The sequence below is a fragment of the Microbacterium sp. 2FI genome (assembly GCF_005502885.1).
Lineage (GTDB): Bacteria > Actinomycetota > Actinomycetes > Actinomycetales > Microbacteriaceae > Microbacterium.
On sequence record NZ_SCMR01000007.1, the window covers coordinates 84,713 to 111,041 of the forward strand.

Below are 26,329 nucleotides of genomic sequence, written 5' to 3' on the forward strand. Positions count from 1 at the left end.
ACCCCGATCTGCTGAGGACCGCATGACCCCCATCACCACGACCGACTCCGCCGCCCTGCTTCCCGAGGACGGCACGACCGGCGTGCTCGCGGGACGGGTGTGGGTTCCCCGCGTCGGCGGCCCGAGCGTCGTCGCCGTCCGCGCCGAAGGCGTCGTCGACCTGAGTGCGACCTTCTCGACGATGCGTGCGGTGACCGAGTCTCCGACCCCGGCGGCGGCGGTGGCTGCGGCATCCGGTCCCGTGCTCTGCTCGCTCGACGACCTCGTGGCCAACACCGCGCCCGACACGCGTGACGCGGGGCGACCCTGGCTGCTCTCGCCCATCGATCTGCAGGTCGTCAAGGCCGCCGGAGTGACCTTTCCCCTGTCGATGCTCGAGCGCATCATCGAAGAGCGAGCGCGAGGCGAGAAGGATGCCGCTCTCGGCATACGCGCCGAGATCACGGCGGCGATCGGGGGCGAGCTCGACACCCTCATTCCCGGATCGCCGGAGGCCGCGCGGGTCAAGGCTGCCCTGATCGAGCGTGGACTGTGGAGCCAGTACCTCGAGGTCGGGATCGGTCCGGATGCCGAGGTCTTCACGAAGGCGCCCGTGCTCGCCTCTGTCGGCACCGGCGTCGATGTCGGCATCCACTCGTCGTCCGAATGGAACAACCCCGAGCCCGAGATCGTGCTCGTGGTGTCGTCGCGTGGCGATGTGGTCGGCGCCACGCTCGGAAACGACGTCAATCTGCGCGACATCGAGGGCCGCTCGGCGTTGCTGCTGCCCAAGGCGAAGGACAACAACGGGTCGGCGGCGATCGGCCCGTTCCTCCGCCTGTTCGATGCCTCGTACGGCATGGACGACGTCCGCGCTGCCGTGGTCACCCTGACCGTCGCGGGGGTGGACGGCTACACGCTCCGGGCGCAGAGCCCGCTCTCGGCGATCGCCCGCGACCCGCTCGACATCGTGTCGCAGGTCGTCGGCGACCATCACCAGTATCCGGATGGCTTCGTGCTGTTCCTCGGCACCCTGTTCGCCCCGGTCGAGGACCGCGACGCGGTGGGTCGGGGATTCACCCATCACCTCGACGACGTCGTGCGCATCGCCGAGCCGCGCCTGGGCTCGATCACGAACCGCGTGCGGCTGAGCGAGGAGATCGAGCCGTGGACGTTCGGGATCGCCGCCCTGTTCGAGAACCTGACCCAGCGAGGACTGCTCCGTTGACCGATGCGCTCACCACGACCGATCCCCGTACGGGCGAGACGCACGACACGGCGCTCGTGGCCACATCCGACGCCGCGGTGGGAGCCGCAGCGGCGGCTGCGGCCAAGTCGTTCGCCGCACTGCGATGGACTGGTCGCGCCTGGCGAGCCGGGCTCCTCGAGGCCCTCGCCGATGCTCTCGAGGCCGCGCGAGACGAGCTGGTCGCCGTCGCCGACCGCGAGACCGGTCTCGGTGCCGCGCGCCTGACGGGCGAAGTCGGCCGCAGCGCCTTCCAGTTCCGCCTGTTCGCCGAGGCGCTCCGTGACGGCGGCTATCTCGAGGCGACGATCGACCACGCCGGCGAGACGCCGATCGGCCCGGGTCCCGATCTCCGGCGCATGCTGATCCCGATCGGGCCGGTGGCGGTGTTCGGGTCGAGCAACTTCCCCTTCGCCTTCTCGGTCGCGGGAGGCGACGTCGCCTCTGCCCTCGCCGCCGGCAACCCCGTGATCATCAAAGCGCACGGCTCACACCTCGAGACCTCCGCAGCGACGTTCGTGACGCTCTCCGCTGCGGCGACCGGGTACGGCGCTCCCTCGGCGACGCTCGGCATCGTCTACGGAACGCAGGCAGGGCGAGCGCTGGTCGCCGATCCGCAGGTCCGGGCCGTCGGCTTCACGGGCTCCCTCGATGGCGGACGGGCGCTCCTGTCGATCATCGAGTCGCGGCCCGACCCCATCCCGTTCTACGGCGAGCTCAGCAGCCTGAATCCGCTCGTGGTCACCCCGGCCGCGGCGCGGGACCGCGGCGATGCCGTCGCCGAGGGGCTGTTCGGATCGTTCACGCTGGGTTCGGGCCAGTTCTGCACCAAGCCCGGTCTCGCCTTCGTGCCCGCAGGGGATGCCGGCGACGCGATCGTGCGGCAGCTGGCCGATCGTGCTCGCGCAGCAGAGCCCGGAGTGCTGCTCAACGAGCGGATCGGCACGTCGTTCGGCGAGATCCGGGAACGGCTCGTCGAGCGCGGACGAGCCCGGGTCGTGGCGATGGGCTCGGGTGAGCGCGCTCAGGGCTTTCACGCGACGCCGACGGTGCTCGAACTCGACGCCGCCGCGGTCACTCCCGACGTGACCGAGGAGGCGTTCGGTCCTCTGATCGTCGTGGCGCGCTACGCGACGACGGCCGACGTCTTCACTGCCCTGGATGCGGTGCCGGACTCCCTGACCGCGACGATCCACGCGCAGCCCGACGAGTCGGCGCTCATCGACGAGCTGGTGCGGGAGCTCGTGCCTCGAGCCGGCCGCGTCGTGTTCAACGGGTACCCCACGGGCGTGCGCGTCGCGTGGGCGCAGCATCACGGCGGCTCGTGGCCGTCGACGAATTCTCAGCACACGTCGGTCGGAGTCTCGGCGATCCGTCGATTCCTGCGGCCCGTCGCCTACCAGGACGCTCCTGCGCACGCGCTGCCGGTTGAGCTCCGCGACGGCGCGAGCGATGTGCCCCGCCGCATCGACGGGGTGCTGACCCTGCCCACGGCGTAGTCCGCACCCTGTACGAGGGTCGCGGCGGATTTCAGCGGACCTCGCCGGCAGGGCGCACCCGCAGGTGCGTGATGCCGCCGTCGACGTCGAGGGCGACTCCGGTCGACGACCCCGACGTCGGGCTCGCGAGATACAGGATCGCCGCGGCGACCTCTTCCGGCGTCACCATGCGGCCGGTGGCCTGGCGGGCGTCGAGGGCGGCGCGTTCGGTGACCGGGTCGGCGAAGCCCTGGAGCATGCGCTCGACGAAGGGCGTGTAGACGGTTCCGGGGCGGACGCAGTTCACCCGGATGCCCTCGTGCACATGATCGGTGGCCATCGCGTAGGTGAGGGCCAGGACAGCCCCCTTCGACGCCGAGTACACGGCTCGCTGCGGGAGTCCGTTCAGCGCTGCGATCGAACAGACGTTGACGATCACGGCAGCGCCGGACCGGCGAAGCCAGGGGAGGGATGACGCACTCACCCGTGCCGTCCCGGTGACGTTGATGTCGAGAACCCGTGCCCAGTCGGCATCCGTCGCGTCCTCGACCGTCCCCACGGAACTGATCCCCGCGCTGTTGATAACGATATCGATGCCGCCGAAGTCCGCAGCCACAGCGGTGATCGCAGCATCCACCGAGCTGCGGTCGGTCACATCCGCCGTGTATCCGGTCAGGCCTTCCGGCAGCTCTCCCGGGTTCAGATCGAGCACGGCGACCCGCGCACCCCGCTCGACGAATGCCAGCGAGGTCGCGAGCCCGATCCCCGAGGCGCCGCCGGTGACGACCGCGACGAGTCCGTCGAACTCCGCGGCGCTCATGCCTGCACCATCTTCTGCCGGGCGCGGCCGAGGCCGTCGATCTCGAGTTCGACGACATCGCCTTCGCGCAGGTACGGCTCGCCGGGGATCCCGAGCGCGACGCCCGCCGGGGTGCCGGTGTTGATGAGGTCGCCCGGACGCAGCACCATGAACTGCGACAGGTACCAGATGACGTGGGCGACCGAGAAGATCTGCGACGCCGTCGAGCCGTTCTGCCGCAGTTCGCCGTTGACCCAGAGCCGCATGCCGAGGTCCTGGGGGTCGGCGACGAGGCCCGCCGGCACGAGGTCGGGGCCCAGAGGGTTGAACGTCTCGCAGCTTTTGCCCTTGTCCCACTGGCCTCCGCGCTCGAGCTGGAACTCGCGCTCGGAGACGTCGTGCGACAGCACGTATCCGGCGACATGCTGCAGCGCATCCTCAGGCGCGGCGACGTACCGCGCCTCGGTGCCGATCACGACGCCGAGTTCGACCTCCCAGTCGGTCTTCACCGACCGGCGGGGGATGAGCACGTCGTCGAAGGGGCCGACCACCGTCGACGGATCCTTCATGAACACGACGGGCTCGGAAGGCACGGCCGCACCGGTCTCCTCGGCGTGGTCGTGGTAGTTCAGGCCGATGCACACGATCTTGCCGGGCCGCGCGATGGGCGGCCCGACGCGGAGGTCGTCCGCTCCGGCGAGCTCGGGCAGCTCGCCCGCGGTCGCGGCGGTGCCAGCGCGGGCGATGCCGTCCGACGCCAGGAACGCGCCGTCGATGTCGGCGGTGAGGGGGCGCAGGTCGAAGACGCGGCCGTCGTGGCGGATCACAGGGATCTCGGAGCCTGTGGCGCCGAGGCGTGCGAGGGTCATGGGTTCTCCTTCAGGGGTGCAGACGGGAATCATCGGGGGTCGCATGCCGAGCGGTCATCGGCCGAGCCACCCGCCGTCGACGGGCAGCACGATGCCCGAGACGTAGTCGGAGGCGCGCGACGCGAGGAAGACGGTGGCGCCGGCGAGGTCGGATGCGTCTCCCCAGCGGCCGGCCGGGATGCGATCGAGGATCGCACTCGATCGGACCGGGTCGTCGCGCAGCGTCGCGGTGTTGTCGGTTGCGATGTAGCCGGGGGCGATCGCGTTGACGTTCACGCCGCGCGGCGCCCATTCGTTGGCGAGGGCCTTGGTGAGCCCGGCGATGCCGGACTTCGCCGCGGTGTAGCCGGGCACGTTGATGCCGCCCTGGAAGCTCAGCAGCGAAGCCGTGAAGATGATCTTGCCGCGCCCGCGGTCGAGCATGGGTCGCGCGAGTGCCTGCGTGAGACGGAACTGGCTCGACAGGTTCACCTGCAGCACGCGGTCCCAGAGGTCGAGCGGGTGGTCGGCGGCGGGGGCGCGCTCGATCGTGCCGGCGTTGTTGACCAGGATGCCGATCTCACGCGCCGCGAGTGTCGCGCCGAGCGCGTCCACCGCGGCCGGGTCGGCGAAGTCGCACGCGAAGCCTTCGAACGAGCGGCCGGCGCCGGTCACGGCGCGCTCGATATCGCTTCCGGATGCCGGGAGCGACGCGCTCACGCCGATGATGTCGGCGCCGGCCTCGGCGAGGGCGACGGCCATCGCGAACCCGATGCCGCGGCTCGCACCGGTGACGACGGCCGTGGTGCCGGTGAGTGCGAAGAGATCGTTCACGCCTGACCCCCGACATCGACGAGGATCTTCATCGCGCGGCCGGCCTCGAGGTCGGCGAAGGCCTCCTGCGTCTGGCTGAGGGGCACGATGCGTGTGATGAGCAGATCGGCCGGGATGACGCCGCCAGCGACGAGGTCGACGGCGGTCTCGAAGTCCTGCCGCTCGTACACGCGTGCGCCCAGGATGCTGAGTTCTCGCCAGAACACGCGCTGCAGATCGATCTCGCGCGGTGTCGGGTGGATCGCGACCACGACGATCTTGCCGCGCACCTTGGCGAGCGCGGTCGCGCCGAGCACCGCGGCGGCGGCGCCCGAGACCTCGAACACCACGTCGGCGCCCGCGCCGTCCGACCAGTCGGTCACCCAGCGGACCTGGTCGACCGCTCGCGGGTCGAGGGTGGCGAATCCGAGGCCGTCGATCTGCGCGCGGCGCTTCTCGTCGACCTCGATCACGACGACGTCTCCGCCGAAGTGCCGCGCGACCGTCGCGATCAGCACGCCGATCGGACCGCCGCCGATCACGACGGCCTTGTCGCCGGGCGCGAGCTGCGCGCGGCGCACATCGTGGACCGCAACGGCGACCGGTTCCACAAGGGCCGCGTGGTCGAGCCGGAGACCCGTCGGCAGGGCGACGAGCGTCTCGGCGGGGACGTTCCACAGACCCTGGAGCGAGCCTGGGGAGTCGATGCCGATGAAGTCGAGGTTCTGGCAGATGTGGGTGTGACCGGCCACGCACGCGGGGCATGTGCCGTCCCACAAGAGGGGCATGACCGTCACCCCATCGTGGACGCTCCACCCGGAGACGCCCTCGCCGAGGGCAGCGATCGTTCCGCTCATCTCGTGACCGAAGACGAGCGGGGTCTTCACGCGCGCATCCATGTTGCCGTGGAGGATGTGCAGGTCCGTGCCGCACAGGCCCGTGAATGCGACGGCGATCTGCACCTGTCCCGGTCCAGGTGGGGCGCCTTCGGCCTCGGAGACCTGGATGGCGTGGTCTCCCACGTAGCTTGCTGTCAGCACCGACAACCCCTAAAGATCAGATGAATTGGGATGAGTCCTATTGTGCACCATTGGCTGCGCGATGTCGCCTTGCGGTCGGCACGTGCCTAAACTAGCATGAGCAAACGATTGATCATCGATGATCACGCTCCTCGAGAAAGTGACGCCCACGCGATGCCAGCAGGGAACATCGGACCCCTCGACGGTCTGCTCGTCCTCGACTTCAGCCAGTTCCTCGCCGGCCCGGTCGCGGCCATGCGATTGGCCGACCTCGGCGCGCGCGTCATCAAGATCGAGCGTCCCGGCACGGGAGACATCGGACGAACCCTCGCGTTCGCCGGTCGCGTCGTCGACGGCGACACGGTGTCCTTCCACGCGATGAACCGCAACAAGGAGTCGATCACCGCCGATCTGAAGGTCGCAGCCGACCTGGCCTACGTCACCCAGCTCGTCGCACAGGCCGACGTCCTCATCCAGAACTTCCGCCCGGGCGTGATGGAGCGCATCGGGCTCGACTACGAGTCCGTCCGGGCGATCAACCCCTCGATCGTCTATGCGAGTGCCACCGGCTACGGAACCGAGGGCCCGTGGCGCGACCGCCCGGGGCAGGACCTGCTCGCGCAGTCGATCTCGGGCCTACCGTGGCTCAGCGGCTCGCACGCCGACGGTCCGGTGCCGGTGGGACTCTCGATCGCCGATCACCTGCTCAGCTGCCACATCGCGCAGGGCGTCACGGCGCTGCTCGTGCGCCGATTCCGCACCGGCGAGGGCGGCCACGTCGAGTCGAGCCTCCTCGAGTCGATGCTCGACCTGCAGTTCGAACTGCTCAGCACGAAGCTCAACGACGATGCGATCCGGGTCGAGCGCCATGGTGAGCACTCGGCCCATGCGTTCCTCGCGGCGCCGTACGGCACCTACCCGACCAGCGACGGCTACATCGCGCTCGCGATGAACCCGATCCCCAAGCTCGGCGCGCTGCTCGAGCTGCCGGTGCTCGAGGCGATGACCGATCCGCAGGAGGCCTGGGACCGGCAGGAAGAGATCGAGGCAGTGCTCGCGGCCCGGTTCGGGACGGGTTCGACCCAGTCCTGGCTCGACATCCTCGACGCCGCCGACGTGTGGTGCGCCCCGGTATTGACCCTCGACGAGCTGCTCGCCTCGGACGGCTTCGCGGCGATCCGCATGACGCAGCAGGTGCAGCGCCGCGGGATGACGATCTCGACGACCCGCAGCCCGCTGCGCATCGACGGAGAAGTGCTCACGAGCGAGAAGGCCGCGCCGACCCTCGGCGAAGACGACGAGCGGGTGCGTGCGGAGTTCCCGCCGGCCGGGCTTGCGGTACCCGAGAAGGAGGCAGCACGGTGACGACGGTTCTGAAGGGCATCACGTGGGAGCACGCGCGCGGCTACGGCAGCGTCGCGGCGGCAGCCGGGGCCTACCGCCGGGTGGCGCCGGACGTCGAGGTGCGCTGGGAGCAGCGGTCGCTGCAGGCCTTCGCCGACCAGCCGCTCGAGTCGCTCGTCGAGCAGTACGACCTCTTGGTGATCGATCACCCGCACATCCCGCTCGCCGCCGAGCACGGTCTCTTCGCGCGACTCGACGGCACCGGTCACGACGACGAGCTCGCGGTGCTCGCCGCACAGTCCGTGGGGCCCTCCCACGAGACGTACGCGCACGCGGGCGGGCAGTGGGGTCTGGCGACGGATGCCGCGGCCCAGGTCGCAGCCTTCCGCCCTGATCTGCTTCCCGAGCCGCCGCGCGATTGGGCAGGCGTGCTCGCGCTCGCCGAAGAGGGTCGCGTGCTGTGGCCGCACAAGCCCGTCGACGCGTTCTCGAGCCTGGTCACGGTGGCATCGGGCAACGGCGAAGAGCCCATGCGCAGCCCCGGGATCTTCCTCAGCGCCGACGGCCTCGGCGAGGCGATGGAGACCCTGCGGCGCCTCGCACGGCTCGTGCCCGCCGACAACAGCACGTGGAACCCGATCCAGACCGCGGACGCGCTCAGCTCGGGCGACCGGTTCGCGTACGTCCCGCTGATGTTCGGGTACACCAACTACAGCCGCGTCGGCTTCCGCGATCATCGCGTGAAGTACATCGACATCCCGTCGTCCCGTGCGGGCGTGCGCGGCGCCCTGCTCGGGGGCGCCGGCATCGCGGTGTCGGCCCGCACGCAGCATCCCGAGCAGGCGATCGCACACGCGTTCTGGCTCGACTCCGCCGAGGTGCAGGAGGGCGTCTACTACGACGCCGGCGGGCAGCCCGGCAATGCCGTGGCGTGGGAGAGCGATCGCACCAACGCCGACGCGCTCGACTTCTTCCGGGGCACGCGCGCGACCCTCGAGGGCGCGTACGTGCGCCCGCGGTTCGTGCACTACATCGAGCTGCAGAACGCGCTGTCGGAGTTCGTCACCGAGGCTCTCGTGGGCAGGCTCACCGACGATCAGCTGCGCGCACGGCTGGACGAGGGCGCCGAGGAATGGCTGGTGCACTCGTGAAGACGATCGATCGCTGGTACGAGGACATCGAGATCGGCGAGCGCCGCGAGAGCGTGGGGCGGACGATCACCGAGGCCGACATCGTGCTGCACGCCGGGCAGACGGGCGACTTCTTCCCCCACCATATGGATGCCGAGTGGATGGCCACGCAGCCGGCGGGGCAGCGCATCGCCCACGGCACGCTCATCCTCTCGGTCGCCGTCGGCATGACCGCGGGAGACATCAACCCGCAGTCGATGAGCTACGGCTACGACCGCATCCGCTTCATCCGCCCCGTCTTCATCGGCGACACCATCCGGGTGACCGCCGAGATCACCGAGAAGTCCGCCCACCCGCGGCGCCCGGACGAGTTCGGCTACGTCCACGAGCTCGTGACGGTGGCCAATCAGCACGGCGAGACGGTGATGGTGCTCACGCACCTGTATCTCGTGAACCGACGTGCGGCGTGATCCGGCGCCGGAGGTGATCCCTACACTGGGCGCATGGCCACGCTGAGCGATGTCGCGGCGCGTGCGGGGGTATCGGTCTCGGCCGTCTCGCGCGTGCTGAGCGACGCCCCGAGCGCCCGTGTCAGCGAACAGACGCGGCAGCGCATCCGTCAGGCGGCGGAAGACCTCGGGTATCGCCCGAACTTCGCCGCCCGCGCACTGAAGTTCGCGCGCACCAACGTCGTGGGGCTGATCGTGCCCGACCTGACGAACGCGATCTTCACCGAGCTCATGCGCGGGGTGGAGGAGGAGGCGAACCGGCGCGGCTACATGGTGCTGCTGGTGCGCGCGGAGGGGATGCCCGAAGGCGAGGAGTCGATTCCGCGACTGATCGGCGAAGGACGAGTCGACGGTGTGCTGGTGCAGGTGGGCGACAACATGCGTCCGGACGACCTGCAGAGCCTCGTCGAGGGGAGCCTGCCGGTCGTCTTCGTGAACTCCATCCCTCCGCACGGCACCGGTTCGGTGGTGCTCGACGACGACCGCGGGATGCGCCTGGGCACGCAGCACCTCATCGATCTCGGCCACGCGCGCATCGGCTTCCTCGGGGGGCACCCGGCGTCGCACACCGCGACGAGTCGCGAGGCGGGATTCCGCGGGGCGATGGCGGGTGCCGGCCTCGCGGTGCCGGACGAATACGTGACGCGCCTCGGCTACGACCCGCGCAGCGGCGGTGCGGCGCTCGCTCGCGTCGCATCGCTGGCCGAGCCGCCGACCGCCGTCGTGGTCGCGAACGTCAACGCCGCACACGGCGCCCTGCTCGAGGCGCGACGCCTGGGTCTGCGGGTGCCCGAGGACCTCTCGATCGTCGCCATGCACGACGCGTGGACAGCCGAGAACGCGTGGCCGCCGCTGACGACGGTGCGGATGCCGCTGTATGAGCTCGGCCGCGCCGGGATGACCGCGATCTTCGACCGGATCACCACGGGCGCGGTGAGCGATGTCGTGGTCGCCGATCCGGCGCCGGTGCTCGTCGAGCGTGAGTCGACGGCGCCGCCGTCGACTCGGCAGACGCAATAGAGCCGACCTTTCCCCCACTTTCACCCCCATCGGATAGTTTTCCCTGCCATCAGGTACCGATTCATCCAATGAATGACTAGGATGAAGGAACACGATGAGGGGACGACCATGCGTACTCGCGCAACGCGGCGCGGCTTGGAGCTGACCGATCTGGGCCTGGGTACGGCGCAGCTCGGGAACCTCTTCCGCGTCACCACCGACGACGAGGTCCACGAGACCGTCGCTGCGGCATGGGACGCTGGCATCCGATACTTCGATACCGCACCCCACTACGGGGTGGGCCTGTCGGAGCGGCGCCTCGGCGCCGAGCTCGCCGGTCGTCCACGCTCCGAGTTCGTCGTCTCCACCAAGGTCGGGCGGCTGCTCGTGCCGAGCCCCGAGACCGCGCACGAGCGCGACGGCCAGGGGTTCGACGTGCCGGCCGACCCCCGGCGCGAGTGGGACTTCAGCCGTGACGGCATCCTCCGCTCGGTCGAGGCCTCGCTCGAGCGGCTGGGCTTGGACCGCATCGACATCCTGTATCTGCACGACCCCGACGACCACTTCACGCAAGCCTCGACCGAGGGCATCGGCGCACTCATCGAACTGCGAGAGCAGGGCGTGGTCACCGAGGTCGGGGCGGGCATGAACCACGCGGCACCGCTCGCCGAACTCATCCGTCGCGCCGATGTCGACATCGTCATGTGCGCCGGTCGGTTCACGCTGCTCGACGACGAGGCGCTCGCCGATCTGCTGCCGCTCGCCGCCGATCGCGGTGTGGGTGTCGTCGCCGCGGCCGTCTACAACTCGGGGCTGCTCAGCACTCCGCGGCCCGCCCCCGACGCGCATTTCGACTACCAGCCGGCGCCTCCCGAGCTGATCGCGCGGGCGAACCGTGTCGCGGACGTCTGCGAGCGGCACGGCGTGACGCTCCCCGAGGCTGCGATCGCCTACGTGCTGCGCCACCCCGCCGTGGTGAGCGTCGTCCTCGGCGCCCGGGGCACCGCACAGGTGCGCTCGAACGCCGAGCGCGCGGCATCCCCCATCCCCGACGCCGTATGGCGCGACCTCGCCGACGTCGAACTCATCCCGGAGGCCCTGGCATGACCACCATCACCGCCGTCACCGCGCACGACGTGCGCTTTCCGACCTCGCTCAGCATGGACGGCTCGGACGCCATGAACAAGGACGGCGACTACTCGGCCGCCTATGTCGTCGTGCACACCGATGACCCGGCGGTCAAGGGATACGGCTTCACGTTCACGATCGGGCGTGGCAACGACCTGTGCGTCGAAGCGGCTCGGCAGCGGGGACTGCCGCTGATCGGGCGCTCGGTCGAGGATGCCGTAGCCGACCTCGGCGGACTCTACCGCGAGCTGGCCTCGGACTCGCAGCTGCGGTGGCTCGGGCCCGAGAAGGGCGTCGTGCACCTCGCGATGGCGGCCGTGATGAATGCGATGTGGGACCTCGCTGCGCGCCAGGCAGGCAAGCCGCTGTGGCGGCTCCTCGCCGACATGACCCCGGAGCAGCTCGTCGACGCCGCCGACATGCGATACCTCTCCGACGCCCTCACGCGCGACGAGGCCGTCGCGATGCTCGCCGAGCGCGCGCCCACGCGCGAGCAGCGCGTCGCCGAACTCGAGGCGCGCGGCGGCTACCCCTGCTACACGACGAGCGCGGGGTGGCTCGGCTACAGCGACGAGAAGCTCCGGCGCCTGCTGCAGGAGGCCGTCGACGAGGGCTACCGCCACGTCAAGCTCAAGGTCGGCGCGAGTCTCCAAGACGACATCCGCCGCCTGCGCATCGCTCGCGAGGTGATCGGCTGGGACGCCGACCTCATGATCGACGCGAACCAGGTGTGGGACGTGCCGGAGGCGATCGAGTGGATGAGCCACCTCGCCGAGTTCAAGCCGCTGTGGATCGAGGAGCCCACGAGCCCCGACGACATCCTCGGCCACGCCGCTGTGCGACGCGCGGTGGCGCCGATCGGCGTCGCCACCGGCGAACACGGGATGAACCGCGTGCTGTTCAAGCAGCTCTTCCAGGCCGAGGCGATCGACTTCTGCCAGCTGGACTCCGCTCGGCTCGCGAGTGTGAACGAGATCCTCGCGGTCTACTTCATGGCCCACAAGTTCGGCGTGCCGGTGTGCCCGCACGCCGGTGGCGTGGGTCTGTGCGAACTGGTCCAGCACCTGTCGATCTTCGACTTCGTCTGCGTCTCGGGCACGCTCGAGAACCGCGTCACCGAGTTCGTCGATCATCTGCACGAGCACTTCGTCGACCCGTGCATCGTCGAGAACGGCGCGTACGTGCTGCCCGTCCAGCCCGGGTACAGCGCACAGATGTTCGACGCGTCGGTCGAGGAGTACTCGTTCCCGGGCGGCAGCTACTGGGCGGCGCGCTAGATCGCCTCGGGGTCTTCGTCGGCGTGCGCCGCACTGAACTCCTCGACGCCCAGCAGGTGCACCGACATGCGGATGCGCGCGCGTTCGGGGTCGCGGCGGACGAGCTCGTCGAGGATCGCGCGGTGCTCGGCCTGGGTCTCTCGCACCGAGCCGCGGTGCGAGATCGCCCGCCACAGCCGTGCGCGGAAGGTGCGGCCGACGAGCGTGTCGATGATCGCGGCGAGGGGCGGGTTGCCGCTCGCACGCGCGATCATGCGGTGGAACTCGGTGTCGGCGTGGATGAAAGCCTCGAGGTCCATGTCGGGCTCGTTCTCGAGGATCTCGTCGACCACTCCGAGCACGTCGTCGAGCTCGGCGAGTTCGTCGTCGCTCAGCCGGGTGGCGGCGAGCGAGACGCTCTCGGTCTCGAGCACCCGCCGCACCGCGAGGAGGTCGGCGGCGTGAGCGGGCTGCTGAAGATCGGCGAGGAAGCCGAGGGGACTCAGCAGTCGGCGGGGGTCGAGCGAGGTGACGTACGTGCCGTCGCCCTGCCGGGTCTCGAGGACTCCGAGAGTGGCGAGGGCGCGCACGCCCTCCCGCAGCGAGCCGCGCGAAACGCCCAGCTGGGCTGCGAGATCCTTCTCGACCGGCAGTCGCGATCCCGGGCGCAGGTCGCCCCGCGTGAGCATGCCCTTGATGCCCTCGATCACGACGTCGGTCTGCGAGCGCGAGCCGATCGCGGCCTCTTCGTCGGTCATGCGTGTCAGTGTACGGTTTGTTCCGGTCATCGGAGGACTAGCGCGTGCTCAATCGATTGCCCTATGGTGGTTTCGAGGAGACATCCGATGATTGACGGGACTTCGATGACGAATCCGATCAGCACGCCGACTGTGACCGACACCTCGCTGACAGTCGTGGCGGTACGCGCCGTCCTGCTGTCGCATCGCTACGCGGCAGGCGACGAGCTGACGTGGGTGGGCGGGGTTATCCGTTCGTGGGACGCGGCCCTCGTCGAGGTCACCCTCGCCGACGGATCGGTCGGCGTCGGCGAGGCGGGCGCCGGCATCATGGCGGCGCCCGCCGTTCCCGGGCTCGTCGAGGCATTCCGCCCCTACGTCGAGGGCGTCTCGTTCGCATCGCCGCTCGAGGTCGGCGACCACCTGCGGGCCTATACGGCGTTCTGGTCCCGGGGCGGGATCGCGTCCGGCGTGGCGGGTGCGATCGAGACGGCGGCGCTGGATGCCGTCGCGACGCGGGCCGGCGTGCCCGCCTATGAGCTCCTGGGCGGCGCGCGCCGCGCGAGCATCGAGGCGTATGCGAGCGGGGGGCTCGGTACGACCTTCGAAGAAGTCTCGGCGTGGGCCGCCGCCCAGGTCTCCGCCGGGTTCGGGACGGTGAAGTTCCGCGCGATGACCGACCCCGATACGACGCTCGCCCTGCTTGATCACGTGGTGTCGCGGCTGCCGGGCGGCGTGCAGTTCATCCTCGACGCCGTGCAGGCGTGCGCAGCACGGCCGTGGTCGCTCGCCGACGCCGTGCGCGTGGGCAGGCGCGCCGCAGAACTCGGCGCGCGCTGGTACGAGGAACCGTGCTCGGCCGACGACGTCGCGGGGTACGCGCAGGTGCGCGCCGAGGCGGGTGTGCCGGTCTCGGGTGTGGAATCCAACGGCACCGAGCGCGAGTTCGCTCAGTTGCTGGACGCCGGCGCCCTCGATATCGCGCAGCCGGATGTGACGTTCGTCGGGGGGCCCCGTGCCTTCTCGCGCGTCTCCCGAAGAGCACGGGATGCGGGGGCTGCGTGCGTGCCGCACGTGTGGGGGAGTGCCGTGACGTTCGCCGCGAATCTGCACACGGTCCTAGCCGATCCCCATGTCGAGCTCTTCGAGTTCTGCACTCTGCCCAACCCCCTTCGCGACGCGATGCGCATCGAGCAGGTGCACTTCGCGGACGGCCGTATCTCGGCCCCCACAGCGCCCGGGCTCGGGATCTCGCTCACGCCCGAGATCGAGCGGGAGTTCGTCTTCCAGAGCGGCGGCGGCCATGTCATCCGGTGAGGCGGGCTTCACGCCCGAGCCGGGCGACGAGCGCCTGACGACCGCGATCCTCAGCGACTCGTGCGACGCCGCAGGACTCCGCGACCAGGTGCTGCAGCTGCGGCTCGCACCCGTCGTCCCCGGTTCACGCGCCATCGGTCGCGCCAGGACCGTGCGCTTCGCGCCGTCGACGATCGACGAGCCCATCGATCCGTACGGCGCGGCCATCGACATGATCGACGGCGTGCGTGCCGGCCAGCTCGTGGTGATCGCGACCGCCGAGAGCAACGACTCCGCCTTCTGGGGCGAGCTGTTCAGTGCCGCCGCTCTCGGCGCGGGGGCTGCGGGCGTGATCACCGACGGCAATCTGCGAGACGCCGACCGCATTGCGGCGCTCGGCTTTCCGGCGTTCTCGCGCTCGCGCCGGCCGATCGACTATCGGGCACGCATGCGCATCGAGAGCGTCGACGAGCCGGTCGTGGTGGGCGGGGTCGCGATCAGCACCGGCGACCTCGTGATGGCGGACGACGACGGCGTCGTGGTGGTGCCCCGTGCGCACGAGCACGCCGTCCTCGGGCTCGCCCGAGCGCGCGCCGCGCGGGAGTCGACGGTGCTCGCTGAGCTGCTCGCGGGCGAATCGCTCCGCGCGGTCTGGGACCGCCACCGCGTGCTCTGAGAACCTGGAATCGAACGACGGAGACACCACATGACCTTCCCCGTGATCGACGCGCACCAGCACGTGTGGGACCCGGCCGAGGCCGAGTACGACTGGCTGGGACCCGCCCTCGCCCCGATCGACGGCGCGATGACCTTCGACGACGTCGCCCCCGAGCTGAAGGCCGCCGGCGTCGACTTCACCGTCCAGGTACAGTCGGCCGACAACCCCGAAGACACCGCGATCATGCGGGCGTCGGCCGCCGCGCACGCCGAGGTCGTGGGGATCGTCGGCTTCGCACCCCTGGACGACGCCGCGGCGACCGCGGCCACGCTCGACGCGTGGGCGGGCGACTCTCTCATGGTGGGGGTGCGCAACCTCATCCACACGAAGCCCGATCCGGACTGGCTGCTGCGTCCCGAGGTCGCTGCAGCGCTCGATGTGCTCGCCGCCCGCGGCGTCGCCCTCGACGTGGTGGCCGTGCTGCCACGCCACCTCGAGATCGTGCCGCTGCTGTCGGAGCGGCATCCGGGACTTCGCATGGTGATCGACCATCTGGCCAAGCCGCCGATCGGGCTCGACGACGTGGAGCCGTGGGACTCGCTCATCGCCGCCGCCGCCGAGAACCCGCTGGTGTACGGCAAGGTGAGCGGACTGTACTCGGCCACGGCCGACATGGGGGCCTGGTCGACCGAGGCGATCCGGCCGTCCTTCGAGCGTGCGCTCGAGCTGTTCGGCCCCGAGCGCCTCATGTACGGCGGTGACTGGCCGATCTCGGTGCTCGCCGGCGGATACACGCGCGTGTGGGGCGGACTTCTGCCCCTGTTCGACCTGCTCGATGCTCGGGATCGCGAGCAGGTCCTCGGACGCACGGCGGCCGAGTTCTACCGCCTCGATCCGCAACGCCTGGCGGCTGAATGATCCAATCACTTGCCCGTGAATGAGTCCCATTTTGTTATGGAACGGGATACCCACCGAGATTCATCCGATGTATGGTCGGATATCAACGCGAAGCGTTCCGAGCCGAGCAATGTGAGCAAACGTTTGACTTCCCCGAATGACAGGGATAACGTTTGAGCACGTCCGGCAGGACGACCGCAGCACCACAGGCAGATCACAACGGCGTGCGATCAGCAGCGCCACTCACACAAGGAGTGTCAATGAAGACCCAGAGGATCCTCGCGGCGGGCGCAGGCTTCGTCGTGGCGGCTCTCGCCCTGGCTGGCTGCTCCGGCGGCACCGGCGGCGAAGCGACGGCCGACGCGCAGACCGATTCCGGCGGCAAGATCACGGTGTGGGTCGACCCGCCCCGCGTGCCGGCCGCCGAGGCCTTCCAGGAGGCCTATCCCGACATCGAGATCGATGTGGTGCAGATCGACGGCACCGTCGGCGGCAAGACCGTCAAGCAGTCGTTCGCCAACTTCGACTCGGCGGGCTCCGGCTGGCCCGACGCGATCTTCTTCCCGTCCAACGACGACATCGGGTGGGCGACGAACTCGACGAGCGACTACGCCGCCGACCTCACCGACCTCCTCCCCGAGGTCATCGAGGGTTACGATCCCGCCGTGCTGTCGTTCTGCGACATCGACGGCAAGATCCGGTGCCTGCGCAACGACGCCGCGCCGGACGTGTTCTGGTACAACAAGGCCTTCTTCGATGCGAACGGCTACACGCTGCCGACGACGTGGGAGGAGTACGGCGAACTCGCCGTCACGATCGCGGCCGAGCACCCCGGCAAGATCAGCGGCTTCCTCGGCGACGCGTACGCGGTGAACCGCTACCTGCAGGGGTCCGGCTGCCCGACCAACGACCGTGTCTCCGAGACCGAGGCCCACATCGACATGAGCGACCCGACGTGCGTGCGCGCGACCGAGCTGCTCGACCAGATGTACGTGGGCGATGCGCTCAGCACCCAGGGCATCTTCGACGGCGACGCCGCCGAAGCGGGCGCGAACCTCGTGATGAGCCCCGGAGCCGTGTGGTGGGGCAACTACCTCTTCCGCGACACCTGGAAGATCCCTGCCGGTGAGATGAGTGCCGTCGCACCGCTGGTGTGGGAGGGCGAGTCGGAGCCGTCTACCGGAAACGAGGGCGGTGGACTGTGGGGCGTCTCGTCGCACATCACCGGCAAGCAGCTCGAGAACGCGCTGACGTTCGCGACGTTCGTCGCGACCGATCCCCGCTGGCAGGTCGACCTCAGCACGGGCCTTCCCGGCTACGGTCCGGTGCAGGATGCCTGGCTCGCGAAGATCGAATCCGACGCGTACTTCGCCGAGATCCCGGCGGTTCAGCAGGCGTTCAAGGATGCCGCTTCGGCGGTCAACCCGTACTCGTACATGCTGTACGACACCGGCTCGGTGTGGACCGAGACCGTGAGCCCGACACTCATCAGCGGCGGGACGGTCGAAGAGGCCATCGCCGCCTTCGGCGAGGAGCTGGTCAACCAGGCCAAGTCGGTCGGCTACACGGTTCAGTAAGGCACTCTGGCGCAGGGGCGTCGGTCCACGACCGGCGCCCCTGCCTGCACCGCACATCTTCGAGGAAGAAGCCATGACGACAACCGTCACCGAGACGCTCACCACGGCGCAGCGACGCGGCGCGGGCGCAGCGCCGAGAAGATCACGGCGCCGAGCCCTGCATCGCGTCGAAGCTCGCGGCGCGTGGGTGCTGATGGCGCCCTACATGCTGCTGTTCCTGGTCGCGGCAGCCATCCCGATCGGGTACGCCTTCTACATCTCGCTGCAGAAGCCGGCGACTCTCGTGAATCCGCAGACCGGATTCGGCGGGCTTGAAGCCTTCGTCACGGTCGTCACGGACTACCGGTTCGTCGACACGTTCGTGAACATCTTCACGGTGATGGCGATCTGGCTGCCGCTGATGATCCTCGGCGTCGTCGGCCTCGCGCTCCTCGTCCACGCGAGCCCCGGCCGCTTCGGCGGTTCGATGCGTTTCATCTACTTCGTTCCCGGTGCGCTCGCCGGCATCGCCAACTTCGTGCTGTGGGTGTATCTCCTCAACCCGACCGAATCGCCCATCGCGTTCCTGTGGCAGGGCATGGGGCTGGACACGCTGAAGGAGATCACGACCACCGAGAACCTGCCGTGGATCCTCACGGCGATGCTCTTCTTCCAGGGCGTGGGGACCTGGATCATCATCGTCAACGGCGGTCTCAACGGCATCCCCGACGAGATCTTCGAGGCGGCCTCACTCGACGGCGCCAACGCCTGGCAGCTCGCGTGGCGGATCAAGCTCCCCCTCATCCGTCCGTGGATCGGATACGCCGCGCTGATGAACCTCGCCTACGGGTTCCAGCTCTTCCTCGAGCCCTACCTCATGCGGCAGATCTCGGCGGGCTCGATCGACGCGGAATGGGCGCCGACGCAGCTCGGCTACGCGTTCGCGTTCACGAACCGCAACTTCCCGGCGGCGGCGGCGATGTCGATCATCCTGCTCGTCATCACCCTCGCCATCGGCATCTTCATCGTCTTCAAGAGCGGACTCTTCGGCGATGAGAAGGAGAAGGCACGTTGAGCGCCCCCGCACAGACCGAAGTGCACCGCCCCGTCGGCTCGCGCCGCTGGAACGCGGGGCGCGTCTCCCGGGTGACGGTGATGCTCGTCGTCGCGGCGATGTTCGTGATCCCGATCGTCGGCTTCATCGCGATGGCCTTCCGAAGCCAGGAGGGCGTTGCCGCGGGAACCGACGGCTGGCTCGGCCTGCAGGGGATGTCGTGGGACAACGTCGTGTTCAGCTGGAGCCAGCTCACCGGCTTCGGCCCGGGCGGCGGCGGACTCTTCCAGCGCTGGATCATGAACTCCCTCATCCTCGCGATCGCCGGGGGGCTCCTCGCCCTGATAGCGGCGATCCCGGCCGGCTACGCGATGGCGCGGCTGCGCTTCCGTTCGCGCAAGTTCTGGCTGTTCGCGACGCTGCTCGCGATGGTCATGCCCAACACGGTGCTGGTCATCCCGCTCTTCCTCGAGGTGAACGCGATCGGCGCCGTCGGACAGCTCTGGCCCGTCGCGGTGATCATGGGCTTCTTCCCGTTCGGCGTGTACCTCAGCTACATCCACTTCATGACGACGATGCCTCCCGAGCTCGTCGAGGCGGCGCGCATCGACGGTCTCGGCGAGATCGCCATCTTCTTCCGCGTCGGACTGCCGATCTCGAAGCAGGCCGTCGCGCTCGTGGCGTTCTTCTCGTTCGTGGCCAACTGGACGAACTTCTTCCTCCCGCTGGCGCTGCTGACGAGCAATCAGCAGAACAAGACGATCTCGATCGGCATCCAGGAGCTCATCGGGGCGAGCCCGCTCTTCAACGCGACGGTCGCCGCGGGCCTCGACGTCAAGCTCTACATGCCGCAGCTGGCGCTCGCGACGGTGATCTCGATGCTTCCGCTGCTCCTCGTCTTCCTCGGGGCGCAGCGCTTCCTCATCCGCGGCCAGACGGTCGGCGCAGTGAAGGGATGACCCCGTGAGCGACCACCCCGAGCGGAATCCCGAGGCCGCCTACCGCCTCGAGCTGCCCGCGCACCCGCGGCCGATCGTGATCATCGGCACCGGCGGGATCGTGAAGGACGCGCACCTGCCGGCCTACCGCAAGGCGGGGTACCCCGTGTGGGGCCTCGTCAACCGCACGGTAGCGCGCGCCCAGGGGCTCGCCGACGAGTACGGCATCGAGCACGTCTTCGGCACGGTCGCAGAGGCCGTGGCGGCAGCCCCAGCCGGTGCCGTGTACGATATCGCCCTCATGCCCGAGCAGTACGCCGCCGCGCTCGAGGCGCTTCCCGACGGTGCGGCGGTGCTGATCCAGAAGCCGCTCGGCCATACGCTCGCCGAGGGCATCGCGCTGCGCGACCTCTGTCATAGCAAGGGCCTCGTGGCCGCCGTGAACACGCAGCTGCGCTTCGCGCCCTACGTCGCCGAGGCTCGTCGCCTCATCGCCGAGGGCGTGATCGGCGAGCTGTACGACCTCGAGATCCGCGTGCAGGTCGACACCCCGTGGCACCTCTTCCCGCACGTGTTCGGCCTCGAGCGCCTCGAGATCAACATGCACAGCGTGCACTACCTCGACCTCGTGCGTTCGTTCCTCGGCGACCCCGACGGTGTCAGTGCCGTCACGCTCCCGCATCCTGAGAAGCACGAGGTCGCCAATACCCGCTCCACGATCCTGCTCCGCTACCGCGACCGGCCGCTCCGCGTCACGATCAGCACCAACCACGACCACGCCTTCGGGCCGGCGCACGAAGAGAGCTACATCAAGTGGGAGGGCACGAAGGGCGCGATCCGCGCCCAGATGGGCCTGCTGCTCGACTATCCGACCGGGGGGCCGGATGCGCTCGAGATCGTGCTGCTCGACGAGAAGGAGCGGGGCTGGCGCGACGTGCCGTTCGAGGGATCGTGGTTCCCCGACGCCTTCATCGGATCGATGGGGGCGGTGCAGCGGTTCGTCGAGGGCAGCGTGCCGACGCTGCCGACATCGGTGGACGACGTGCTGCACACCATGGCGGTCGTCGAGGCGGCTTACGAATCCCAGGAGCGCGAGGGGATTCCGGTGACCGTGGAGGTGAACGCGTGAAGCGCGTCGCGTCGGTCATCGGACTCCCGGCCGAACACCGCGAGGAGTACGAGCGGTACCACGCCGCGGTGTGGCCTGGCGTCCTCGCGCGGCTGACGGCGAGCCACATCCAGAACTACTCGATCTACCGGCACGGCGACCTGCTGTTCGCGTACTTCGAGTACACCGGCGACGACTACGACGCCGACATGGCCGCGATCGCCGCCGATCCCGAGACGCAGCGGTGGTGGGCCGTGCAGGAGCCGCTGCAGCAGCCGCTCGCGGACCGCGCCGACGGCGAGTGGTGGAAAGAGCTCCCCGAGATCTTCCACCACGACTGAGTCGGCACCAGGCCGCTGTCGACTTCAGGCCTTGCGCTTGATGAATCCCAGTAGCCAGGCGATGACGCCGACGATGAGGATGACGAGTCCGACCCAGAGCAGGAACTTGACCACCTCGACGAAGAGGCCGAGCAGCAGCAGGACGATTCCGACGACGATGAGGACGATGACGAGTGCGGGCATGACGCCATTGTGCCCCGATCGCTCGCCGCACGGCGGGGTCTTGACAACGACGCCGCGCAGTCTCTAGAGCCCGACGACCAGCGCGAGGGACGTGTCGCCGCACACGAGCACCGAAGTGCCGTCGGCGAGGGTGACGGCATCCGGCCCCGCTCCGCGCACCGCCTCGACGATGCCGGGCCCGCGCAGGATCGACCCCGGCTCGCGCCGCGCATCGGTCGAGGTGACCACGCGCCCCGAGGCGTTGACGACGGTCGCGGGGGTGCGTCCGGTGCGCAGCACCGGCAGGAGTTCCCGCTCGAGCCGGTCGACCAGCGCGTCGGCGCCGACGACGCCGACCATCTCGCCGTGCACCATGACCGGTGTCGTGATCGTCACGGTGTAGTCGTCGGTGCAGACGTAGTCGACATAGGGCCCGGTGAGGTGGCGCGCGCGCGTCTGCGCCGGCACCCGCCACCACTCGAGCGCCGTGTAATCGCGGAACTGCTCGTGGCCCGGGTCGTCGATCGTCGCGAGGCGGCGCAGGTGCCGTCCGGCACCGGATCCGCCCAGCCACCAGGCGAGGTGCCATTCGGCATCCGTCAGCACGCCCGGGGTCGCGACGAAGCCGGCGCCCGTGAGGAGCGTCTGCCCGCTGACCGCGGGGACGGCGAACGCCTCGACGAGGGGATCGACGGATGCCGCCGCCAGCGCGTCAGCGGCGCCGAGCCGGTCCTGGAGCAGGTCTCGCCAGCCGTCGATCATCGCGAAGATGTCGTCGATCGTCGCGGCGATGTGCGCGGCGACGTCGGCCGGGGATCGTGTCGCGATGGTGGTCATGGGGTGTCCTTCGAAGACGGAGAGACGGATGCCGGTTCCTCGGCGAGCGCGTCGACCCGTGCGCGCTCATCGATGAGCCAGTGGAAGGCGTCGTCGATATGGGTGATCGTCGCGGTGCGCGCGGCCAGCGGCGAGTAGTTGCGGATGGCGTCGATGATGCGGGTGCGCGCGAGGGTGCTGCGGTCACGGTACTCCTGTTCCCGCAGGCACAGCCAGAGCAGCGCCCCCGCCTCGCTCTGCAGCCGCATCTCCTCATGCACGAGTCGCGGCGACTGGCTGATCGCGGCGACCTCGAGCTGGAACCGGCTCACGGCGCGGCGCGCGCCGCCCGCGGTGGTGGAATCGGCATCGGCGGCGATGCGGACGAGGTTCTCGATGTCGTCGTCGCTCGCACGCTCGGCGGCGGTCTCGGCGGCCGTGCCGGCGATCGCCGCGACATGCAGGGCGAGGTCGCGCAGCTGGATGCGGCTGTGCTCGCGGAGTCTCCGGTCGAACAGCCGTGCGGCCGACTCGCGGTCGAAGGTGACGAAGCTGCCGCCGTCGCGCCCGCGGCGCGTGCGCACCAGGCCCTTGTCGCGCATGCCCTCGAGGGCTTCGCGCGCCGTGACGACGGCGACGCCGAGGCTGCGGGCGAGGTCGGATTCGCTCGGGAGCCGCTCGCCGTCGCGCAGCACGCCGCTGACGATGGCGTCGGTGAGCCGCTGTTCGACCAGCTCGGCGCGTCCGCTGCCGTCGAGGGGAGCGAAGACGACGGCACGCGCGGCGTCGACTCGTCCGGTCGCGTGCGGCATGAAGCTCCTGGGGGGCGAGGCCGAGGAGCTCGTCCTCCTCAACCGTGACAAGACCGTAACACGGGTGGTGTTCTTTTGACATCTGGATCCATATGATTTAGTTGCATCGACATCGAAGGAGATCGTCCATGACCGATCAGCAGCCCGCCATCCGGCTGACCGGACTCGCCAAGGAGTTCGGCGCCGTCACCGCCGTCGACCACGTCGATCTCGAGATCGCCGCGGGCGAGTTCTTCTCGATGCTCGGGCCGTCGGGCTCGGGGAAGACGACGGTGCTCCGCCTCATCGCCGGATTCGAGCAGCCCACGGCAGGCACGATCGAGCTGTTCGGGCAGGACGTCACCAAGAAGGCGCCGTTCGACCGCGACGTCAACACGGTCTTCCAGGACTACGCGCTGTTCCCGCACATGAGCGTGCTCGACAACGTCGCCTACGGCCTGCGGGTACGCGGCATCAAGCGCACCGAGCGCCGCGACCGCGCCATGGCAGCGCTCGCCGCGGTCAAGCTCGAGCAGATGGCGGCCCGCAAGCCGTCGCAGCTCTCGGGCGGCCAGCGCCAGCGCGTCGCCCTCGCCCGCGCGACCGTCGTCCAGCCCAAGGTGCTGCTGCTCGACGAGCCGCTCGGCGCCCTCGACCTCAAGCTCCGCGAGCAGATGCAGGTCGAGCTCAAGCAGATCCAGCGCGACCTCGGCATCACCTTCATCTTCGTCACGCACGACCAGGAGGAGGCGCTGACTCTCTCCGACCGCGTCGCGGTGTTCAACAACGGCCGCATCGAGCAGCTCGGCACTCCGCGCGACCTGTACGAGCGCCCGGCATCCCGCTTCGTCGCCGACTTCGTGGGCACCTCGAACCTCTTCGACCACGAGCGCTCCGACGCGCTCATGGGGCGTGCGGGCGAGCACTCGATCCGCCCCGAGAAGCTAACGCTGAGCTCGGCCGCTGCGAGCGGGGCGGGAGAGCGGTCGGCACCGGGGACCCTCGTCGAGTCGATCTACGTGGGCAGCGGCATCCGTCGTGTCGTCGATCTCGACGCGGGGGTGCGCGTCACCGTCCTCGAACCCAATGACCGCTCGCGCGCCGGCGACGACGACCGCGGCGACCGCGTTCACGTCGTATGGCACGACGGCGACGTCGTCGCCCTCCTTCCCCCCGGCGCGTAGCCGGAACAAGACCTGGGCGCGAGCCCCGGATCACACACAGCAAGCACCACAGCACCCGAGAGGAACACACCCATGTTGCACAAGACACGCGGGGCGCGCATCGCCGCGACCGCGCTGGCGATCGGCTCGATCGCCGTCCTGGCCGGCTGCGGCACGTCAGGCGGCGGCAGCGCCGCGCCGTCCGAAGAGGCCGAGGAGCTCGGCGACTACGAAGGCTCGGTCTCGCTCCTGGCGTGGCCCGGCTACGTCGAAGACGGCAGCAACGACCCCGCCGTCGACTGGGTCAGCGCGTTCGAAGAGGAGACCGGCTGCGAGGTCGTCTCGAAGACCTACGGCACGTCTGACGAGGCCGTCAACCTCATGAAGACCGGCGACTACGACGTCGTGGCCGCCTCGGGCGACGCGACCCTGCGGCTCATCGCCGCAGGCGACGTGGCTCCCGTGAACACCGACCTCATCCCGAACTACGAGGGCATCTACCCCTTCCTCAAGGACCAGGAGTGGAACTCCGTCGACGGCCAGGCCTATGGTGTGCCCCACGGCTACGGCGCCAACCTGCTGCTGTACAGCACGGACGTCTTCGCCGAGGCCCCCACCTCGTGGGATGTCGTGTTCGACAACGCGGGTGACAACTCGGGCAAGATCACGGCCTACGACTCGCCGATCTACATCGCCGACGCCGCGGTCTACCTCATGACCCACCAGCCCGAGCTCGGCATCGAGAACCCGTACGCCCTCGACGAGGAGCAGTTCGCTGCCGCCGTCGACCTGCTGAAGGCTCAGCGCGCACACATCGGCGAGTACTGGTCGGACTACCTCAAGGAGATCCAGGCCTTCGAGACCGGTGACTCGGTCGCAGGCACCACGTGGCAGGTCATCGAGAACGTCCTCGAAGGATCGGGAGCCGCGACCGACGTCGTGCTGCCTGAAGAGGGCGCGACCGGCTGGTCGGACACGTGGATGATCGCATCCGACGCCGCGAGCCCGAACTGCGCGTACGCGTGGCTGAACTACATCGCCAGCCCTGAGGCCAACGCCCAGGCCACCGAGTACTTCGGCGAGGCGCCGTCGAACCAGGCCGCGTGCGAGTTCCGCAGCGAGGGCTCGTGCGAGGCGTACCACGCCGGTGACGAGGAGTACGCGTCGCAGATCTGGTACTGGACCACCCCGATCGCCGACTGCGTCGACGGCCGCACCGACGTCGAGTGCGTCGACTACTCCGCCTGGACCCAGGCGTGGGCAGAGATCAAGGGCTGACGCCCTGAACGACGCCGGGGGCGGCGCGGCTGAACACGCGCCGTCCCCGGTCTTCTCCTGAGGAAGAGATGACCACCGAGATCACCCCCGCCGTACGCGCGGTGCCCGCCCCGAAGCGGACGCCCCAGCGTCGACTGTCGGCGTTCCTGACCACCCACCCGCGGGTGCGGCTCACGCTGCTGCTGACCGCGCCGCTGTTCTGGCTCGGCGTCGTCTACATCGTCGCGCTCGTGCTGCTGCTGGTGACGGCGTTCTGGCAGGTCGACACCTTCACCGGCGAGATCATCACCGACTGGACCTTCGACAACATCGTCACGGTCCTCACCGGTTCGCTGTACCAGACGGTGACGCTGCGCACCCTCGGGGTCGCGGTCCTCGTCACGATCGTCGACGTCGCGATCGCGCTGCCGATCGCGTTCTACATGGCCAAGGTCGCCTCGCCCCGTGCGCAGCGCATCCTCGTCATCGCGATCCTCATGCCGCTGTGGGCGAGCTATCTCGTCAAGGCCTACGCGTGGCGTTCGGTGCTCTCGCAGGAGGGCATCCTCGAGTGGCTCCTCGCACCGTTCGGCCTCCACACCCCGGGCTACGGCCTGCCTGCGACCGTCATCACGCTGTCGTACCTGTGGCTGCCGTACGTGATCCTGCCGATCTACGCCGGCCTCGAGCGTGTCCCCGACTCGCTCCTCGAGGCCTCGGCCGACCTCGGCGGGAAGACGTGGCGCACGCTCGGGAGCATCGTGCTGCCGCTCGCGTTCCCGGCGATCATCGCGGGCACGATCTTCAGCTTCGCCCTCTCGCTCGGCGACTACATCACCGTCAACATCGTCGGCGGCGCGAACCAGATGCTCGGAAACCTCGTCTACACGAACGTCGGCGCGGCCAACAACCTGCCGCTCGCGGCCGCGATCGCGCTCATCCCGATCGTCATCATCTTCGGCTACCTCGCTCTCGTGCGCCGCACGGGTGCGCTGAACAACCTATAG

The 26,329-nt window shown here is 69.5% G+C and carries 27 protein-coding genes; 19 read left to right on the forward strand and 8 right to left on the reverse strand.

Annotated elements, in window-relative coordinates:
• Positions 1-22 precede the first annotated feature (22 nt).
• On the forward strand, positions 23-1,207 hold the full coding sequence (locus tag FFS15_RS08085; protein ID WP_137844502.1) for a fumarylacetoacetate hydrolase family protein: 1,185 nt from the start codon (positions 23-25) through the stop codon (positions 1,205-1,207).
• Positions 1,204-2,724, forward strand: coding sequence for an aldehyde dehydrogenase (NADP(+)) (locus FFS15_RS08090; RefSeq protein ID WP_137844503.1), 1,521 nt, complete (start codon positions 1,204-1,206; stop codon positions 2,722-2,724). The genes FFS15_RS08085 and FFS15_RS08090 overlap by 4 nt, the downstream gene beginning before the upstream one ends.
• 31 nt (positions 2,725-2,755) lie before the next feature.
• Here the strand turns inward: FFS15_RS08090 and FFS15_RS08095 are convergent, their stop codons facing one another.
• From FFS15_RS08095 to FFS15_RS08110, 4 genes are read right to left on the reverse strand one after another with little or no spacing between them, the layout of a single operon-like run.
• A complete protein-coding gene (locus tag FFS15_RS08095; RefSeq protein WP_137844504.1) occupies positions 2,756-3,523 on the reverse strand; it encodes an SDR family oxidoreductase in 768 nt (255 codons plus the stop codon).
• Positions 3,520-4,371 carry a fumarylacetoacetate hydrolase family protein gene (locus FFS15_RS08100; RefSeq protein WP_137844505.1) on the reverse strand — a complete coding sequence of 284 codons (852 nt, stop codon included), beginning with the start codon at positions 4,369-4,371 and terminating at the stop codon, positions 3,520-3,522. Before FFS15_RS08100 ends, FFS15_RS08095 begins: the two co-directional genes overlap by 4 nt.
• A gap of 54 nt (positions 4,372-4,425) precedes the next feature.
• Complete coding sequence (locus FFS15_RS08105; protein ID WP_137844506.1) at positions 4,426-5,184, reverse strand: SDR family oxidoreductase; 759 nt, start codon at positions 5,182-5,184, stop codon at positions 4,426-4,428.
• On the reverse strand, positions 5,181-6,203 hold the full coding sequence (locus FFS15_RS08110; protein WP_137844507.1) for an alcohol dehydrogenase catalytic domain-containing protein: 1,023 nt from the start codon (positions 6,201-6,203) through the stop codon (positions 5,181-5,183). The genes FFS15_RS08105 and FFS15_RS08110 overlap by 4 nt, the downstream gene beginning before the upstream one ends.
• A 153-nt stretch (positions 6,204-6,356) precedes the next feature.
• Between FFS15_RS08110 and FFS15_RS08115 the strand changes: the two genes are divergently transcribed.
• The 6 genes from FFS15_RS08115 (at position 6,357) to FFS15_RS08140 (ending at position 12,569) form a co-directional block, all read left to right on the forward strand.
• On the forward strand, positions 6,357-7,547 hold the full coding sequence (locus FFS15_RS08115) for a CaiB/BaiF CoA-transferase family protein (protein WP_137844508.1): 1,191 nt from the start codon (positions 6,357-6,359) through the stop codon (positions 7,545-7,547).
• A complete protein-coding gene (locus FFS15_RS08120; RefSeq protein WP_137844509.1) occupies positions 7,544-8,677 on the forward strand; it encodes an extracellular solute-binding protein in 1,134 nt (377 codons plus the stop codon). The genes FFS15_RS08115 and FFS15_RS08120 overlap by 4 nt, the downstream gene beginning before the upstream one ends.
• Entirely contained in the window at positions 8,659-9,126 is a 468-nt protein-coding gene (locus tag FFS15_RS08125; RefSeq protein WP_137844510.1) for a MaoC/PaaZ C-terminal domain-containing protein, read from the forward strand. The genes FFS15_RS08120 and FFS15_RS08125 overlap by 19 nt, the downstream gene beginning before the upstream one ends.
• Before the next feature lie 33 nt (positions 9,127-9,159).
• Positions 9,160-10,185: a LacI family DNA-binding transcriptional regulator gene (locus FFS15_RS08130; RefSeq protein WP_137844511.1), complete on the forward strand. Its 1,026-nt coding sequence runs from the start codon at positions 9,160-9,162 to the stop codon at positions 10,183-10,185.
• A 108-nt stretch (positions 10,186-10,293) separates the two neighbouring features.
• Positions 10,294-11,271 carry an aldo/keto reductase gene (locus tag FFS15_RS08135; protein WP_137844512.1) on the forward strand — a complete coding sequence of 326 codons (978 nt, stop codon included), beginning with the start codon at positions 10,294-10,296 and terminating at the stop codon, positions 11,269-11,271.
• The gene (locus FFS15_RS08140; protein WP_137844513.1) at positions 11,268-12,569 is read left to right on the forward strand and encodes an L-fuconate dehydratase; all 1,302 of its coding nucleotides are present in this window, start codon (positions 11,268-11,270) and stop codon (positions 12,567-12,569) included. The genes FFS15_RS08135 and FFS15_RS08140 overlap by 4 nt, the downstream gene beginning before the upstream one ends.
• Here the strand turns inward: FFS15_RS08140 and FFS15_RS08145 are convergent.
• Positions 12,566-13,306 carry a FadR/GntR family transcriptional regulator gene (locus FFS15_RS08145; protein WP_137844514.1) on the reverse strand — a complete coding sequence of 247 codons (741 nt, stop codon included), beginning with the start codon at positions 13,304-13,306 and terminating at the stop codon, positions 12,566-12,568. The genes FFS15_RS08140 and FFS15_RS08145 overlap by 4 nt on opposite strands.
• Positions 13,307-13,393: 87 nt before the next feature.
• Here FFS15_RS08145 and FFS15_RS08150 point away from each other — a divergent pair, with 87 nt between their 5' ends.
• The 8 genes from FFS15_RS08150 (at position 13,394) to FFS15_RS08185 (ending at position 21,133) form a co-directional block, all read left to right on the forward strand.
• Positions 13,394-14,602 (forward strand): mandelate racemase/muconate lactonizing enzyme family protein, encoded by a 1,209-nt coding sequence (locus FFS15_RS08150; RefSeq protein WP_249353852.1) that lies wholly within the window; start codon positions 13,394-13,396, stop codon positions 14,600-14,602.
• On the forward strand, positions 14,589-15,257 hold the full coding sequence (locus tag FFS15_RS08155) for an RraA family protein (RefSeq protein ID WP_137844515.1): 669 nt from the start codon (positions 14,589-14,591) through the stop codon (positions 15,255-15,257). The genes FFS15_RS08150 and FFS15_RS08155 overlap by 14 nt, the downstream gene beginning before the upstream one ends.
• Positions 15,258-15,287: 30 nt before the next feature.
• A complete protein-coding gene (locus FFS15_RS08160) occupies positions 15,288-16,157 on the forward strand; it encodes an amidohydrolase family protein (protein ID WP_137844516.1) in 870 nt (289 codons plus the stop codon).
• A 239-nt stretch (positions 16,158-16,396) separates the two neighbouring features.
• Entirely contained in the window at positions 16,397-17,713 is a 1,317-nt protein-coding gene (locus FFS15_RS08165) for an ABC transporter substrate-binding protein (RefSeq protein ID WP_137844517.1), read from the forward strand.
• A gap of 73 nt (positions 17,714-17,786) precedes the next feature.
• Complete coding sequence (locus tag FFS15_RS08170) at positions 17,787-18,767, forward strand: sugar ABC transporter permease (protein WP_137844518.1); 981 nt, start codon at positions 17,787-17,789, stop codon at positions 18,765-18,767.
• Positions 18,764-19,705, forward strand: a complete 942-nt coding sequence (locus tag FFS15_RS08175) for a carbohydrate ABC transporter permease (RefSeq protein WP_249353854.1) — start codon at positions 18,764-18,766, stop codon at positions 19,703-19,705. The genes FFS15_RS08170 and FFS15_RS08175 overlap by 4 nt, the downstream gene beginning before the upstream one ends.
• A 4-nt stretch (positions 19,706-19,709) precedes the next feature.
• On the forward strand, positions 19,710-20,813 hold the full coding sequence (locus FFS15_RS08180; protein WP_137844519.1) for a Gfo/Idh/MocA family oxidoreductase: 1,104 nt from the start codon (positions 19,710-19,712) through the stop codon (positions 20,811-20,813).
• Positions 20,810-21,133 (forward strand): L-rhamnose mutarotase, encoded by a 324-nt coding sequence (locus FFS15_RS08185; protein WP_137844520.1) that lies wholly within the window; start codon positions 20,810-20,812, stop codon positions 21,131-21,133. The genes FFS15_RS08180 and FFS15_RS08185 overlap by 4 nt, the downstream gene beginning before the upstream one ends.
• 24 nt (positions 21,134-21,157) lie before the next feature.
• Here FFS15_RS08185 and FFS15_RS18610 read toward each other — a convergent pair whose 3' ends face one another.
• The 3 genes from FFS15_RS18610 to FFS15_RS08195 all read right to left on the reverse strand — a co-directional run bounded on the left by FFS15_RS18610 (position 21,158) and on the right by FFS15_RS08195 (position 22,923).
• Positions 21,158-21,316, reverse strand: a complete 159-nt coding sequence (locus FFS15_RS18610) for a hypothetical protein (protein ID WP_171013127.1) — start codon at positions 21,314-21,316, stop codon at positions 21,158-21,160.
• 63 nt (positions 21,317-21,379) lie between these two features.
• Positions 21,380-22,132 (reverse strand): cache domain-containing protein, encoded by a 753-nt coding sequence (locus FFS15_RS08190; protein ID WP_137844521.1) that lies wholly within the window; start codon positions 22,130-22,132, stop codon positions 21,380-21,382.
• Complete coding sequence (locus FFS15_RS08195; RefSeq protein WP_137844522.1) at positions 22,129-22,923, reverse strand: GntR family transcriptional regulator; 795 nt, start codon at positions 22,921-22,923, stop codon at positions 22,129-22,131. Before FFS15_RS08195 ends, FFS15_RS08190 begins: the two co-directional genes overlap by 4 nt.
• A 128-nt stretch (positions 22,924-23,051) precedes the next feature.
• Between FFS15_RS08195 and FFS15_RS08200 the strand changes: the two genes are divergently transcribed.
• The 3 genes from FFS15_RS08200 to FFS15_RS08210 all read left to right on the forward strand — a co-directional run bounded on the left by FFS15_RS08200 (position 23,052) and on the right by FFS15_RS08210 (position 26,329).
• Entirely contained in the window at positions 23,052-24,086 is a 1,035-nt protein-coding gene (locus tag FFS15_RS08200) for an ABC transporter ATP-binding protein (protein WP_137844523.1), read from the forward strand.
• Positions 24,087-24,158: 72 nt separating this feature from the next.
• Positions 24,159-25,343, forward strand: coding sequence for an ABC transporter substrate-binding protein (locus tag FFS15_RS08205; RefSeq protein WP_137844524.1), 1,185 nt, complete (start codon positions 24,159-24,161; stop codon positions 25,341-25,343).
• A 68-nt stretch (positions 25,344-25,411) separates the two neighbouring features.
• Entirely contained in the window at positions 25,412-26,329 is a 918-nt protein-coding gene (locus FFS15_RS08210; protein WP_137844525.1) for an ABC transporter permease, read from the forward strand.